The organism is Streptomyces sp. NPDC052043, assembly GCF_044548235.1.
Lineage (GTDB): Bacteria > Actinomycetota > Actinomycetes > Streptomycetales > Streptomycetaceae > Streptomyces.
On record NZ_JBIUBT010000026.1, the window covers coordinates 1 to 15,609 of the forward strand.

Annotated in this window: 8 protein-coding genes; 7 read left to right on the top strand and 1 reads right to left on the bottom strand. The window is 69.2% G+C overall.

Annotation, left to right across the window (positions count from 1 at the left end; genetic code table 11):
* Positions 1 to 544: DnaB-like helicase C-terminal domain-containing protein (locus tag ACIHCX_RS37405; RefSeq protein WP_400037810.1), on the bottom strand; the 544-nt coding region annotated here is incomplete at its 3' end.
* A 1,380-nt stretch (positions 545 to 1,924) separates the two neighbouring features.
* Here ACIHCX_RS37405 and ACIHCX_RS37410 point away from each other — a divergent pair.
* The 7 genes from ACIHCX_RS37410 to ACIHCX_RS37440 all read left to right on the top strand — a co-directional run bounded on the left by ACIHCX_RS37410 (position 1,925) and on the right by ACIHCX_RS37440 (position 15,439).
* The gene (locus ACIHCX_RS37410) at positions 1,925 to 2,305 is read left to right on the top strand and encodes a CU044_2847 family protein (protein WP_400037752.1); all 381 of its coding nucleotides are present in this window, start codon (positions 1,925 to 1,927) and stop codon (positions 2,303 to 2,305) included.
* A 4-nt stretch (positions 2,306 to 2,309) separates the two neighbouring features.
* Entirely contained in the window at positions 2,310 to 4,481 is a 2,172-nt protein-coding gene (locus tag ACIHCX_RS37415; RefSeq protein WP_400037754.1) for a trypsin-like peptidase domain-containing protein, read from the top strand.
* Positions 4,478 to 5,428 (top strand): AAA family ATPase, encoded by a 951-nt coding sequence (locus tag ACIHCX_RS37420; protein ID WP_400037756.1) that lies wholly within the window; start codon positions 4,478 to 4,480, stop codon positions 5,426 to 5,428. The genes ACIHCX_RS37415 and ACIHCX_RS37420 overlap by 4 nt, the downstream gene beginning before the upstream one ends.
* A 3-nt stretch (positions 5,429 to 5,431) precedes the next feature.
* Entirely contained in the window at positions 5,432 to 8,914 is a 3,483-nt protein-coding gene (locus tag ACIHCX_RS37425; RefSeq protein WP_400037758.1) for an SAV_2336 N-terminal domain-related protein, read from the top strand.
* 1,055 nt (positions 8,915 to 9,969) lie between these two features.
* The gene (locus ACIHCX_RS37430) at positions 9,970 to 10,788 is read left to right on the top strand and encodes a lysozyme (RefSeq protein WP_400037760.1); all 819 of its coding nucleotides are present in this window, start codon (positions 9,970 to 9,972) and stop codon (positions 10,786 to 10,788) included.
* Between the two features lie 698 nt (positions 10,789 to 11,486).
* A complete protein-coding gene (locus tag ACIHCX_RS37435) occupies positions 11,487 to 12,917 on the top strand; it encodes a hypothetical protein (RefSeq protein ID WP_400037762.1) in 1,431 nt (476 codons plus the stop codon).
* 974 nt (positions 12,918 to 13,891) lie between these two features.
* Positions 13,892 to 15,439 carry a serine/threonine-protein kinase gene (locus tag ACIHCX_RS37440; protein ID WP_400037764.1) on the top strand — a complete coding sequence of 516 codons (1,548 nt, stop codon included), beginning with the start codon at positions 13,892 to 13,894 and terminating at the stop codon, positions 15,437 to 15,439.
* The last annotated feature ends 170 nt before the right edge of the window (positions 15,440 to 15,609 follow it).

The window sequence follows — 15,609 nt, forward strand, 5'->3', positions numbered from 1 at the left end:
CGGCGCCCAGCAGCTGGCGGTAGAACTCCATACGGCGCTCGCCCGACAGCGCGGCCGCGATGCCCTCGGCGTTGCGCGGCACCCGCTCCGGCTCGAGCGGCTGGATCGGCTGTGCGGTCATCGCGTGCCCCTTTCGGTCTGCTCCGAGTCTGCCCCGCCGCGGCGGCCGCCGTCGACCGGCTTCGGGGGAACCGCGGCCGCTGCCCGGGGCTGGGTCACTCTGTCGGCTCGGGGTCGGCTGTGGCGCCCGCGTTGTGCTCAGTGATGAGCCGCTGATGTAGCTCCTCCGCTGCGCCGAGAAGCCGCTCAACGTCTCTTGCCGAGTGCCCGTCGGCCGGTCCTTGATCCGGTTGAGCGGCACGCGAGCCTCGGCCGCCATCAGCCGCTCCATGAGCTGCGGGCGGCTCATCTCCATGGACGACACCAGCACGGTGATGCGGTGCTCGATCGCCACGCACCGGGCGATGTCCAGCAGTACCACGGACTTGCCGATCGCCGGGCGGGCGGCCACCACGATCAGGTCGCCGGGCTCCATCGGGAGCATCGCCCGCAGATCGGCGGATGGCAGGGGCAGACGGCTGGGCGGCGGCGCGCCCGACCCCGGCCGCTCGATCACCTCGATCGCCAAGCTCCTCGGCGTCTCACCGGGCACCCTCTACAACCACAACCCGGACCTTCGGGAACTGCGCGCCGGCGCGGTACCCCGCCAGCTCGAAGCCCCCGCGAAGTAGCCCAACCTCAGCAAGATCAATCTCAGCGGCACTTTCTGTACCGCAACTACTCACACCCGAGGAACCCCGCGAGTTCGCGGAAACTGAAGGTTCTTCAGCGGGAACCCACGGGTCCGTCGGTCTGCTTGAGGTCGGTGCATCCGTGGGTTCGGCTTGAACACGAGGATGCTGTGCGAGCCGAAGAGCTTCGGACGTGACATCGACCAGCCTGTCCTCCCTGCCCCTCCCACCGCCATTGCCCGCCTCACCTGACTGTCTGGGCGGGCGCCCGCCCGGAGGCCGAGCGCGTCACGTCAACTTGGCTCATCGGCTCGGCAACCCTGAGTTCGAGGGCTGCGCCGTGCTGGTCGGCGACTTCACTGGCGGCGCACTCCCTGAATCCGCGGTAGCCGCGCCCTCCGGGAGTGCCAGCACCGCGGCGAGGAGCGCGCCAACGGCCGCCGCCGCACCGACGGCTTGACCAAGGTCCCCCCGTTGCTGCGGGACCCCGATTCCCGTCCGCCGCTGGGACCACCTGTAGACCACGACCCCAGCTGCCACTGCTGCCGCGATGACCAACAGTCCGGTTGTGCTTACCTGTACCGTCATTTCAAGCCCCTCCGTGGGTTTCGGGGCCTACCCGTTCCGCATCCGGCAAGATCACGAACGGGTAGGCTCTGCCTGGTATGGAAGTACGCTGACGCGACCGGGTGGACTCCGCCGGCGCCGTTCGTGGGGTTAGAAGGCCGTGCGCCACCCCTGTAAACGGTCGCTTCTATCGGTCGTCGATCGCATGTGTGCGCCCTTGTGCGCCCGAGTGCACTGGGGCGCATGAACAGGATGAACGGCTCCGAGTCTCGGAAGAAGTCGCAACGGGCTGCGCAAGCGCGCTCAAGGGGGCGCATGACTAATATGGTCAAAGCCCTACTCGCCGGTTACTCGTCCTCTGGTTCCCGAAGTAGGAGTCCTGGGCGCAGATCCCCGCGAGTTCGTGGAGGTGCGGTCTCCCGGTTCTGTGGGATGGCCCCGTGGTTTCGCGGTTAACCCGCAGGGTTTGCCTCGGCCGTCTGCTCCAGCAGAGCCCGTGCGGAGTCCGCGTAGCGCATGGCGGTCTTCTCGTGAAGGCCGAGCACCTTGGAAGAGGTGGAGCGGATCGGCGAGGACCTCGAGCACGGAGGGTTCTCAGCGGGGCCGTGATCGGCACAATGGTAAGGGTGTCGGACTTCAGTGAACTTCAGTTGGCGGACGGGACACCCGTCTGGTTTCAGCTTGTACCGGGGGAGGCCTGGGACGGTCCCGTGGAGCCGGCCGTGGATCTCCCGGAGGGCATGGGGGCCACCGTTCCGGTGTCCCGGGGCGGGCGGGGCGTTGCCGACCGCGCCGTCGAGACGGTGCGCAGCACACTGCGGCCGTTGGGGCCGATCCTGCAGGAGATCCATGATGCTGTGGCGGGCGCCGAGATGCCGCCGCAGGAGATCAACGTTACCTTCGGCGTGCAGGTCGGGCAGGATCTCAAGCTGGGTTTCGTCGCGGGTAGCGGGCAGGCCCATCTGACGGTCTCGGCCACCTGGCGGCCTGCACCTGCCGCGGACTGACGGCGTGGGCTGGTTCACCAAGCGCCCGTCGGCCGCGGCGGACCCGCGTCACTGCGTGGTCTCCGTGCTGAAGGCCGCTGGTTCCGAGAGCGTGGGCGCGGGTGTCCTGCTGCCCCGAGAGCACCTGCTGACCTGTGCCCATGTCGTTAATGACGCGCTGGGGCGAAGACCGTTCGATCCGCGGCACCCGGGCGACCACACCGTGCCGGTCGCCCTGCACGGCCTGTCCCGCACGGTCCGCGCCCACGCCCGGATCGCGCACTGGGTGCCCGCGCGCCGCCGGGACGGCGCACCGGGTATCCCGCGGGCCGAGGACCACGAGTGGCTGGGCGATCTGGCGGTCCTGCGGCTGGAGTCGGAACCGCATCGCGACGTGCCTCCACCCCTGTGGCTGCCGATGGCGATCGGCCAGTCGCTGCGCGCCTGGCATAGCAGCGGGCTGAGTCACACCTTCGCGGACGTGCGGGTCAAGTCCTGTGACGAGGTAGTCGGTTACGTCGACGGCGACCCCACCGGCATGGCCATCGGCCCCTCGTACAGCGGCTGCCCTCTGTGGTCCATCGGAGAAAACGCGGTGGTGGGCATCGTTGCCGGACACGTCATGCCTCCCCACGACCCGGTCACCGGCCGGCCGCTGCCCTACAGCTCCCAGCACATTGCGCGGCGCAGCTGGGGCATCCCCTGGCAGCGTATCGAGGCCGAGCTGCAGGCGGCCGGCGCGGCCATGTTGTTCGAGGCACCGGAACCCGACCCGGACGATCCGGCGTCCGAGCTGCTGGTGGACCTGCTGGACCGGTACATGCCGGCGTCGGGGCTGCGCATCGAACACGCGCGCGCCGTCGCGGAACACTGCGGATACGGAGTCCACGATACCCTGTCCCCGCCGACCACCGAGGAGTTCGCAGCCCTGCTGCTGACCGAACCACGGGCGTTGGCCGCGCTGACGGAGGTGCTGCGCCGACGGGAGCCGACGGCGGTGCCCCCGCTGCTGGCGGCCGGCCGGATGTCGCAGGTGCCCCGGCTGCTGTCCCCGCGCGAGCACCGCAAGCTGACGCGCTACCTGGACGACCTGCCCACGCCCCTGCGGGCCCGGCTACCCGAGGTGGCACGCGCCGCGCTGCCCCTGGCCGCCGCGCTCCCCACGAGCGAGGGCGTCAAGGGGCTCTTGGAGCACCTGGAGTGCCTCACCGGCGACAGCCGTACTGACGCAGACGGTCTGCGGGTGCCAGGGCTGCTGCGCGTGGTGGAGTACCTGGCCGCGCTCGCGCCGCCCTCGCTGCAGGCGGCTCTGCGGCTGTGGACGATGTCCGTCGTGGATCGGCTGGGCATCCCCGCCTCCTCGCTCCTGGAGCGCCGTACGGACGCCGAGGAGTGGGCACGTGCGGCGCGGGAGCGGACGGCTCCGGCGTGGGTGACGGCCCGGGTGGAGCGGGCCGGCGCGGACCGCTACCGCTTGCGGGTGTGGTGCGATGAAGGCAGCGGGCCCCGGCAGACCCCGCTGGACGCCGAGACCCCCCGCTCGGGCGCCGAGGTGGCCCATGAGCTGCTCGGTGTGCTGGAGTCGCTGTACCGGGCGGCACCCGACAGGAGCCGACCGGTGCTGGAACTCCTGGTCGGCCGGGACGAGTTGAACCTCGCCGTGGACGAGTGGGGCATGGCCGGCACCGACGGCGATCCGCTCGAGCCCGACGAACTGCCCGGGGTGCTCGGCGCCGAGTTCCCGGTCGTCGTCACCTGTCCGGAACTCCTGCACCGCCACGAGCGTTTCCATCCTGACTGGCGCCGGCGCTGGAGACTTCTCGACTCGGACGTGCTCCTGACGTTCGACGACCCCGCCCAGGGCCGCAGTGAGGTCTATGGCGCCCTGTTGGCCGACAAGGACGCCGTCCGGGTCGCCGTGGACGTCCCGCCTCGCTTACGTGACGAGATCGTGCAGACCTGTCTGCTGATGGGGGTGCCCGTGGTGATGTGGGACCGCGAATGGGCCGACCGCTCCCATGCCCTGGCCCGGCTGTCACCGGTGCCGGTGCGCACGTTGCCGGAGGTCACGCGCGCGTACCGGGCGATGACGCTGGGCAGTCCCCACCAGTACGCCGGCCGCCCCGTCCTCGCCTGGTCGGACGCGGACCGCTCGATGCCCCGGCTGCAGCTGGCAGAACCCCAGGAGAACGGATGACCACGTCGGCACACGGAAGTTGGCGGATCTTCCGCGGGGACGGCGTGGCCCGCCCGGTCACCATGCCGCCCGCTCCGCCCTGGCGGCGCTTCAGCCCCGGTGGCCGTACGGCCGGGCCGTTGCCCTATCTGGTCGCGCCGGAGCACGCGGACATCGTCAATGCGGCCCTGCATCTGCGCCGCCCGCTGCTCGTGACCGGCCCGGCGGGCACTGGCAAGTCGTCGCTGGCGGGCGCGGTGGCGCACGAGCTGAGCCTCGGGCAGCTGCTGCGCTGGCCAGTCAACAGCCGCTCCAGCGTGCAGGAGGCGCTCTACCAGTACGACGCGATCGGGCGGCTGCGGGAGACCACGCTGAGCCGGGACCGCGGCGAGGCGGAACCCTCCATCGGCACGTTCATCCGGCTCGGCCCGCTCGGCACGGCGCTCGCCCCGCACGACATCCCCCGCGCGCTCCTCGTGGACGAGATGGACAAGGGGGACGTGGACCTGCCCAACGACCTGCTGACCGTGTTCGAGGAGGGCGTCTTCGAAATACCCGAACTCGCCCGGCTGCCCGAGGAATTGGCCGAGGTGGAGGTGCTGACGGCCGACCACCGCGGTTCGGTGACCATCCGGCAGGGCCGGGTGGAGTGCACCGAGTTCCCGGTCGTCGTCATCACCAGCAACGGCGAGCGGGACTTTCCCCCCGCCTTCCTGCGCCGCTGCATCCGGCTCGACCTGCCGATGCCTGACGAGGAACGGCTGCGGGCCATCGTCGCCGCGCACCTCGGGCCGGAGATCCTGCCGGAGGTGGACGATCTGCTCCAGGCCTTCCTGCGCCGTCGCGCCCCCGGTGAACTCGCTACCGACCAACTCCTCAACGCGGTATTCCTGCGTACCAGCGGCGTGCACTTGGACGCCGACGGGCTGCTGGACGCCGTTCTGCACCAGCTCACAGGAACGGTATAGGCCGTGCCGGGGGAGTGGGAGGACGGCGGGGGCAACCGGCTCGGAGCACTGCTGCGGGTGCTGAAGGGCGTGGGCTACGACCCTGACCCGCAGGAAGTACTCGACATGCTGTGGCTGGCCGGCCGTCTGCCGCAGGACGCCCACGACCTGCCCCTGCCACGGCTGCTGCGCCGCACGGCACCCCCCGCCCAGCCCGCGCCCTCAAACCCGCCGCAACCGGCCGCCGAGCCGGACGAGGAACCGGACACCCCACGGCCCGACCCCGAACTGCCCGCGCTGACTCGGCCGGAACTGCACGCCGCACCGCAGCTCCCGGAGCTGCCCGACCTGCCGACCGCGCTGCCTCCGCCGGCCCCGGACCCCGGCCCGTCGGCGCTGCCGCTGCTGGTACCGCAGGAGAAGGCCCTGCGCGACGAGCTGGTGATCGGACGGGCGCTGCGGCCGCTGAAACGGAAGCGGCCAAGCCTCCGGCTGCGCGAGGTGGACGAGGCGGCCACGGCCGCCCAGCTCGCCGAGACCCGGCTGCCCGACGTCGTGCTCCGGCCGCGCCGGGAACGCTGGCTGAATCTCGTCCTGGTACTCGACGACGGCCTGTCCATGCTGCTCTGGCACCGGCTTGCCGCCGAGCTGCTCACGACCCTCCAGCGGATCGGCGCCTTCCGCTCGATCCAGGTCCGCGGCCTCGACACCCGCGCCCCGGGCGGCCCGGTGCTGCGCGGCCACCCGTTCAACCCGGACAGCTCCGCGCTTTCCCCGTCCATGCTCGTCGACCCCTCCGGGCAGACCCTGGTCTTCGTCGTGAGCGACGGCATGGGCTCCGGCTGGCGCAGCGGCGCGGTCCACGACACCCTGTTGACCTGGGCGGAGAACGGCCCGGTAGCGATCCTGCACACCCTGCCGCCCGCACTGTGGGACGGCTCCGGTATCCAGGCCGACCGCTGGCAGGCCACCACTCACAGGCCCGGCGGCGCGGGCACAGCCTGGCGGATCACCGACCCCGTCCTGCCCATCGACTTCACCGGCCTGCCCGTCCCGGTGCTGGAACCGACCGCCGACTCCCTGCGCACCTGGGCCGAGCTGCTGACCTCGCCGGGCACCACCGTGCAGCTCCCACTGCTGGCCCGGCCCCGGCAGCACGCTCCAGTCGCCTCCCGCCAGGTGGGCAGCCTCCAGCACTTCCGGGACGCGGCCTCGCCGGAGGCCTACCGGCTCGCCGCCCATCTTGCCGCGGTATCCCCCCTGACCGTGCCAGTGATGCGGCTCGTGCAGTCCGCAGTGCCCTGGCAAGCCCGCACCACCCATCTCGCCGAGGTCTTCCTGGGCGGCCTCGTGCATCCCCGCCCGGCCCCTGTCCCCGGGCCGCTGCCCGCCAAGCATCGCGTCTTCGACTTCACCGAGGAGTGCAAGACCGCCCTGCTGGACGCCGTACCCAGCGGCGAACTGGTGCGCACCAGCCGGAGCATCGGCCGCCGCCTCGAGCAACTGGCGGGCCGCTCCCCGGACTTCCCAGCCTGGCTCGCCCACCCGAACGGCACTGACCGGCTGCCAGCCGGAACCGCCGCCTTCACCGCCCTGGAGCGCCGGCTGATGAGCCGGTTCGGGGTGCGCTTGCCGGCTCCGACCGCCGCCCCCGAGCCGCCGCCCCGGGTGGTCCGGCCGCCTGTCTGGCACCCGCTCACCCCGCAGGACCCGACCCAGCTCGGCCCCTACTCGCTGCGCGGGCGGCGCCCAGGCCGCCGTACGAACGTCTACCTCGGATACGCCCCACGCCTCGGAGAGGTGGCGGTGCGCACCGCGCGGCCCGAACTCCCGCCATCTACGACACAGTTGCTGACCACGGAAGCGGAGGCCCTGCGGCGGATGGCCGGCCGGTACGCCCCCGAACTGCTCCACACCGACCTGAACGACCGCCCCGGCTGGATCGCAGTACAGCTCTTTCCATCAGCCGGCGGCGCCAACGCCCAGCCACCCCGCCTGAGCGACCTGCTGGCCTACATCGGCCCCAACCAGACGAGCGCCTTCGACCTGCTCACCAGCCTCCATCTCGGATTCCACCTGGCCTCCGCGCTGAACATCTGCCATCTCAACGAACTGATACCGGCCGACCTGGCAGCAGACTCAGTGGTGGTACTGGAACGGACAGTGCTGCTGACCGGGCTGTCGGACTGCGCCATCGACGGCGAATACCACGGCGCCGGCGCCCCACCCACCAAAGAGGACAACATCAGGGCCCTCGGCGAACTCCTCCGACTGGTCAGCAGCCGCCCCCGCGCCCCGTTGCCCGGCCTGCCCGAGAACATGCACCTGTGGTCGGGCGATACCTGGCAGCCCCTGCGAGAACTCGTCCTGCGCTGCCTGGACTCCGACCCGACAGTACGGCCGACAGCCGGTGAGGTGGCCGACAAACTTGCCCAGTACGTGGCGATCGCAGCAGCACTGCAGGGCCGGACGGGTCCCGCGCCGCGCCTCGATACGGACGCACCCGACGCGCATCGCACACGGGTGGAGCCGCCCGAACTGACACCAGGCTCGGCAGACCTTGCAGCAGCACCGGTGAACGGGCCGTGGGCAAAGACCCCGGTCACCAACGACGTCCGGCAGGAGACCCACCCGCCCTCGCTCCCGCGCGAACGCGCACCCAGGGCGGAGACCAAGGCGCCCCGGCCACCCTCCTTCGGCTACTTCGGCCGCGCCGAACGCGACCACAAGCTGGCTCTGGTCCACCGCCGGCTGCGACACAGCCGCCGGATCATGCTCGTCGGGGCGCAGCCCCACTCCGGGCGACTCACCACAACCGTCATCCTGGGTTCCCTCTTCGTGGCGCTGCGCCAACAAGCGGCGCTGGCTCTGGACGGGGCACCGCACACCGGCGACCTCCACAGCCAGCTACCGCCCGACGCCTCCTCAACCCCTCGCACGCTGACCCGGCTGGCGCCGGACGCCCCGTACGAGGAGGTGCGGCACGGCACGAGCATCCTGCCCTCCGGCCTGCACGTGCTGGCCCACCGCGCGCTGCGGGCCACGCCGAGCCCGGCATACGCCGACGAGTACCGGCACATCCTGTCCCTGGCAGCCCGGCACTACCCGGTCATCCTGATCGACTGGGCAGCGGAGCGATTCGACGACATGGCAGACATCGTGCTCCAGCACACCGATCAGCTGGTCGTGTGCACCACGCTCCAGCACCAGGACGACCCCGTCGCCGCACTCCTTGACGGTCTGCGCGCCCAAGGCTGGGGCGCGCTGGCCGACAGCGTCGTGGTCACCGTGACCCAGACCATGAACAACGAGCCCGCGTCCCGGCTCACCCAGTCCGGGCTGCCAGAACGCTACCGGGACCTGGTCGTGATCCCCTACGACCCCCACCTGTCATCCCCGCGCGCGATCGACCTCTTCCGGATCAAGTCCGGTACGGCCAAAGCCTTCCTGGACCTCGCGGCACTGGTGATGACGGACCCGGAGGATCCGTCGCCGGCCGAGGGATGAGCACCCTCAGCGCACGTACCTCGTGCTGCTCGCCGTTCATCGGCCTGGCCGAGCCCTGCGCCCCTGCTCTCCGCAGCCCGCTTTACGTCTCTCAGGGACTCGCTGAGCCGCCGGTTCGAAGATGCCGAGCCGGCGCTGCCGCACTCTCGACCACCACCAGATCGACCGCATCCACCACCGACCCCGGCCCCGCCCGAGCCCTCTGCGTCGATGACGTGGCAGCAACCCGGCCCGACGCCAGCTCTCCGACTGACCTCGTGGACCGCTGATCGCCAGCCCGTGCGGTGCTGGCTCCTTGCAGTTTGCGGAGGCCGGGTTACGGTCACTCGCAGAGCGGCCGTCCTCCATGTCACCGGCATCACGCCGGCCCTGACCTCAGCGATGAAACGCCCAGCAACCGCGCGGACGTCTTCGCTCTGCGGGAGAGTACGGGACTGACGTTCAGCTGGAAGCTCGGCCCGGCCAAAGTGGAAGTCACCACTGACGAGGCTGAGTCGACCTCACCGTCCGCGATCGGCGTGACCATGCCGCTGGCCGCCGGCGGAAGCATTCCGGCCGTGCTGTTCACCCTGGCAGGCAGGGCGGCTCACGTTCCTCCCGTGCTGATTGCGGTGGGCGCAATTGTGCTGTTCCTGGCGGTCCTGCCGATCCTGCGCGGCACAGCGGACAGCCAACCCCCTACCAGCCCAGCGCCTTCCGCCGGGAAGGTTCCTCCAGGCCGCCCAAGCGCCACCCAGGACACGCGCAACCGCAGTACTCGGCCAGACCCTGCCGCGCGAGCACGCCGAAACCGATGAATCCAGCGCGGCGCCCGGCGGTCTGGGACCGCGTCGGCCCGGGCCGCCGCGCCGCCGTCAATGCGGCGCCCGGGTCGTCACGGTCGGGGCGGCGGACCCCGACCATGCCTCCGCCCGCGCCGCGTGCAGCTCGGACGGTGACAGAGCCTCGTGAGCCGCTTCCGGCGGGTCGACCTTGATCCGCTCTCCGCCCGTGCGACCGTGGGGCATGCGCGCATTTCCTCCCACCGAGTACCGTCCAATTATCGGAGGCACGTCATGCCCGTGCACAGATCCGGAACGGCCCGCGTAGGGCGGCTGACCGTTACGGGAGCCCTGCTCGCAGCGTTCTCGGTCCTCTGCACCGCACCCTCCTCGGCCGACACCACCCCCGCCCGTGGCTCCGCCTACATGGGCATGGGTGTCCTGGCGCACGACGGCCGTAGCGGCACGCCCGCCACCAGGAGGGCCACTCAGACCGAAGGCGTCGACGTTAGCTCCTACCAGGGCAACGTCGCCTGGTCGACGCTGTGGAACAGCGGTGTGAAGTGGGCGGACATGAAGGCCACCGAGGGGACGTACTACACGAACTCCTACTTCAGGCAGCAGTACAACGGCTCGTACAACGTCGGCATGGTCCGCGGCGCGTACCACTTCGCCACCCCGGACACCAGCAGCGGCGCCGCCCAGGCCAACTACTTCGTAGACCACGGCGGCGGCTGGTCCCGCGACGGCAAGACCCTGCCGGGCGTCCTCGACATCGAGTGGAACCCTTACGGGGCCTCCTGCTACGGCAAGTCGGCGAGTGCGATGGTCAGCTGGATCGCCGACTTCCTCAAGACCTATAAGGCCCGCACCGGCCGGGACGCCGTGATCTACACGGCCACCAGCTGGTGGACCCAGTGCACCGGCAACTACGGCGGCTTCGCCACCAAGAATCCCCTGTGGATCGCCCGGTACGCCTCGACCGTCGGCACGCTGCCGGCCGGCTGGGGTTACTACACGCTGTGGCAGTACACCTCGTCCGGCCCAACCGTCGGCGACCACGACAGGTTCAACGGGGCACTGGACCGAGTGAAGGCGCTCGCCAACGGCTGATACGGGCCCGGAGCACGCAGAGTGAAAGCCCCGGGCCGCCCTCACGGGCCCAGGGGCCTTCCCTCGTCCCGGCCGGGAGCATCCCGTCAGCCGTGACGACGTCCTCAGCGTCATCCGCTTGGAGCTGACGCCGTATCTCACCCACGGCCCGGGCGTCCGTTCGCGAGGGGCAGGGCCGCACGGATGAGGCGGTCGAGGTGCTGCGCACGTACGGCTCCACACCGGTCAACAACCGTGACCCGCTGGCCGAACTGCTCGTGCGGCATAGCCGGATCGACGAGCTGCGCGGGTGCCTGCGTCCAGTCAGCTCGGGTCACGGTTCGTCGAACCTTCTCTCCTGCATCAAGGCGGTTCGCCCCGCTCACTGCGCGCAGGCCCGGCCCTCGGCCGGGCCTGCGCTCCTGTTTCCGCCCCGCTCCTACGACGCGATCAGGCCCTGCCGGATCGCCTCACTGAGTTTCAGCTTGAGGGTCACTCGGCCGAGCAACGGGGGAGTCCTCATCCATGCTGGCCACCAGCGTGGTGCCTCTCCTGTGCCCTCTGCCGCATCCGAAGGTGAGGAATGCTTCGTAGAAATCGTTGCGGATCTCCCAGCAACTCCGCAAGCGCCGGAATCAAAAACCCTGCGGTCTTGGGCCTGCACCCGAACTACGATCCCGGGTGGACGGCTGCATGGGTCGACGGCGGGGGCGTGAGGCATGCGTGGGGACTTCGGGGGCGGCGAGGCTGCGGCGGTGCGGCTGGCGGGTGGTGCGCCGCTGCAGACTGCTCTCACCGTTGCCGATCCTCTTGCCTGGCTGGCGTTGGACACCAGTGTGCGGGCGGTCGACTGGTACCGGCCGAGCCGCTTGCCGCTGTGGGAGCACACCGCCCCGCTGCCCGCCGGCGCCGCATCGTTCGACGAGCCGCGGCTCGCTCTGGCACTGTGCCACCGCGACGGCCGGATCCGTGAACGGGCCGTGCGCCAGGCGGCGGCGTATCCCGCTCTGCTGCCGCTCCTCGTGATCCGCGCTTCCGACTGGGCAGAACCGGTTCGCGAGCGGGCGCGGGCGCTCCTGCGCGATCTCTTGGTCGTGGACACTGCCGTGGCCCTGACACCGTTGATCCTGCTCGTCGGCCGTCGTGACCGCGGTAACGCCGCCGTCGGACTGCTCGGCGAGATCCTGCGCAGGGCACCCCGCGAGTGTCTCGATGCCCTCTTCGGCCATGCCGACCGCGGTGTAAGGCGGTTTGCGTACCGTCTGGCGGTCGAGGAACGCCTTTTGACTTCTGTGGAACTGGCTCGCACGGCCTCACGCGACGAGGACGTTGTCGTGCAGACCCTGTGTGGGGAGGCCGCTCTTGCCGCCGTGGGCGACTCTTCCACAGGCGCGCCGGACGACGACGTGTTCACCCCACTGCTCGGGGCCCGTTTCCCGCGCGTGCGTGCGATCGGCGTCACGGCGCTGCGGCGGGCGGGGCGGCCGGCCCGGGCTGAGGAGTTCCTGGCGGACCGCGCAGCTCTGGTGCGGGCCTGCGCGCGGTACGTCCTACGGCAGCACGGGATCGATCCGCTGCCCTGGTACCGGCGCCGCTGCTGCGAGCCGGGCGACGCCGCACTGCCGCCCGGCGCAGCGATCGGGTTGGCGGAATGCGGTCAGCGTACCGACGCCGCACTGCTGTGGCCCCTGCTCACCCATCCCACCCCGGGTGTGCGGGCGCGGGCCGTGGCCGGGCTGCGCACGCTGGACGTAACCGACACGCGACGATTGCTGCCACTGTTGGACGATGCAGCGCCCGGCGTCGTCCGGGAAGTGACCGCGGCCCTGCTGCCCTCGGCGCGGTCTGTGGACACCGACTGGCTCACCGCGCGGCTGGCGTCCGACCAGCCACGGCATGTGCGGGTCGCCGCGTTCCGGCTTCTCGACGCCACTGGCGGGCTCGAACGGCTGAGAGCATCGGTGACGCTGCTGGAGGATCCGGACCACCGACTGCGGTCGTGGGCCGAGCAGTCGGTGCAGGGCTGGCATCTCTCCGCCGACGTACCGCGTGGAGCAGCGGAGGTGGGCGAGCTGCTTCAAAGGGGCCACCATCTCTTCAGCGACCACGTATACCGTCGGCTGCGGTGGGAGGCAGGTCTCGACCGCTGATTCCCGGCCGTCCCGCAGGGACATCAGCTTCTTCACCGGCAGCCGCTACTGGTCGTCTGCGGTCGTTCGGCGCAGCACGGGGAGCCCGGTCGAGCGGGCGGTGTCAAAGGAGCTGGACGGCTGTTCTGCCGCACGGTGCCGAAGACCGCAGTGCAACTGCCGCAGGGCGGGCCCCGGCGGCGGGCTGGTGACCAGGCCAGGGATGGCAAGGCGCGCGCCGGATTGGGCGGCTCTGCTTGGCTGAACTGCGGGTTGGAGGAGATCCTCAGCCCCGATTTCTCGAAGCGGTGCTCTGGCTGCATCCGCGTCACTCGACCGATGCACGGGGCGGGCGTGGTCGGGTGCTGGGGTTTTAGCGTTGTAATGCCTTGCGCTGTGACAGGACCGCAGGGCTCGGGCGGCCCTTGCGCGCAGCGCCCTGGGCAGGGGCCGCCGTCCCACCTGCCATGCAGCACTGTAACCACCGGCCTAGTTCGGCGGGAGATCTGTACCTCAACCCCATCCCGCCGTCACCCCACCGCAACCCCAACGAGGCCTTGGAGGCCGATGGCGCGGCAACGGACGGCTCGACACCTGGGCCGAGACCATTACGCCGGCCTGAACCCGGGATCACCCGGATATGTGGCCTTCATCCACACGTACATTCGGCACAGAAGCAGCTTGAGGGCACCGGCGAGCCTTCCCCTAGTCCTTCCACGACTCTTTGGGGGCACCGGTCACTCCTATGGCCATGGCAACACGACCCCGTCCCTCGACAGGCGAATACTTTCGGCCAAGGGCACTCGTCTCACACGCGTTGGCACGCCCCCGACGCAGCGACACCGCAAGGTCCCGGGGCTCAAGGTGAGGATCGGGACCGGTTCGATGATGCCATGGGTGAACTTCCGCTGCACCAGGCAGGTCAGCGATGATCGCTGCAGTCGCATGGCGGGATGGAACCCGCTACGCTCAGCCGCTCGGGAGGGGGACTATGCATGGATGACCTGCGGGATGGCGACCCAAGGCAGATTGGTCCGTTTCGCCTTCAGGCACGCCTCGGGTCCGGCGGCATGGGAACCGTCTACTTGGCCAGGCGTGACGGCCAGGGCGAGTACGTGGCCGTTAAGACGATCAAAGGTGGACACGCACAAGAAGAGCAGTTCAGACGCAGATTCACTCGCGAAGCTGCCGCCGCCAGTGCTGTCCGCTGCCCCTACACGGTACGCGTCATCGGCTTCGACACCAGTGCTCCTGAACCGTGGCTCGCCACGGAGTACGTCGATGGCCACTCGCTGCGCGACCACGTGCAAGAACGTGGCGCTCTCGGCATTGCATCGAGCTTAGAGTTAGGTTTAGGACTAACGCTCGGACTAACAGCAATCCACCAGGCCGGTCTGGTCCACCGCGACCTCAAGCCTGGAAATATTCTGCTAACACCAGACGGTCCGAAAATCATCGACTTTGGCCTCGTTTACGCCTCGGATTTCAGTAAAGCCACTCACACCGGGATGATTCTCGGGACCCCAGGCTACTACTCTCCGGAGCAGGTGAGAGGGAAAGCCGTAGCCCCCGAATCGGATATTTATTCCCTGGGTGCCGTTCTAGCCTACGCATCATCGGGCGAACATGCGTTCAGGGGGGTGAACGCACTCACCGCCCAGTATCACGTCGTTTTCGGAAAGCCAGATCTATCAGCGGTTCCGCAGGAGCTGCGCGACCTCATTAGCGCATGCATGCAAAAGGATCCACAACGCCGCCCTGGCCTAGATGAAGTTCAGGCTTATTTGACCTCTTTACGTGATCACGGGTTCAGTAGGACAGTAAGCCTCTTCCCTTGGGCGCAGACCAAGACCGAAGAACCAGAACCATCTTCCGACTCCACCATTAATGACTCGCCCAACCAGAGGCGAACCCCGATCCAGCGGCGCAAAAAAGTGGAACTAGCCGTAAGCCTCGTCCTTGCTGTCGGCATATTGGCCGTGGGGGCTTATGTTCTCCAGCATGACGAGAAGGGTAAGAAGACAAGCGGGGGTGGCGGGCCCACCAGCAATTCTTCATCACCCACATCGACTCCATCAACCGCATCCGCCTCCCCCTCGGAATCGGTAAGCGATGATTCCATCACGAATCTAATCGGATCGCTACGATACGTCCCCCACAAGAACAGGTGCGTAATGGACCCAGGCGGTGCCCCCGTGGACTCCGCAGACGGGTACAGTGTGACCGTAATACCTGTGCAGCGCCATGGAGAATACCTATCAAAGGCCATCGTTAGGATTCAAAGAAACCCAGCGGTATTGCCCAACGAGAAAGCCATCGTCCATGTAACCTTCCCGAAGGGAGAAGATACCCACCTCGCCATGCCCGTCAGCAAGACAGATTGGTCGTTCACATGGCCTGATCAGGTGAGTTCACAACTCACTCGCAGCATTAAGGATATGAGGCCCGTGGAATTGTTCGGGGCGTACACAGTAGTCGTCGTCCACGGGACCGTACAGGCATGCGGCGGCCTCAACGGAGACATCAAAGGCTATAGCTCCTGACAGCAAAGGAAATCCTCCGGGCCTACGGAAGTTCTCCCGAAGTCATAGTTGCACGCCAGCTGAAAATGAGCTTTGATCGAGAGCACACTCCTGCCAGGGTGAGACTACGGCCGCACAGTGCCGGAGACGGCGTCAGCTATCCGGAACGCCCAGTCTGTGCCGGATAGCCC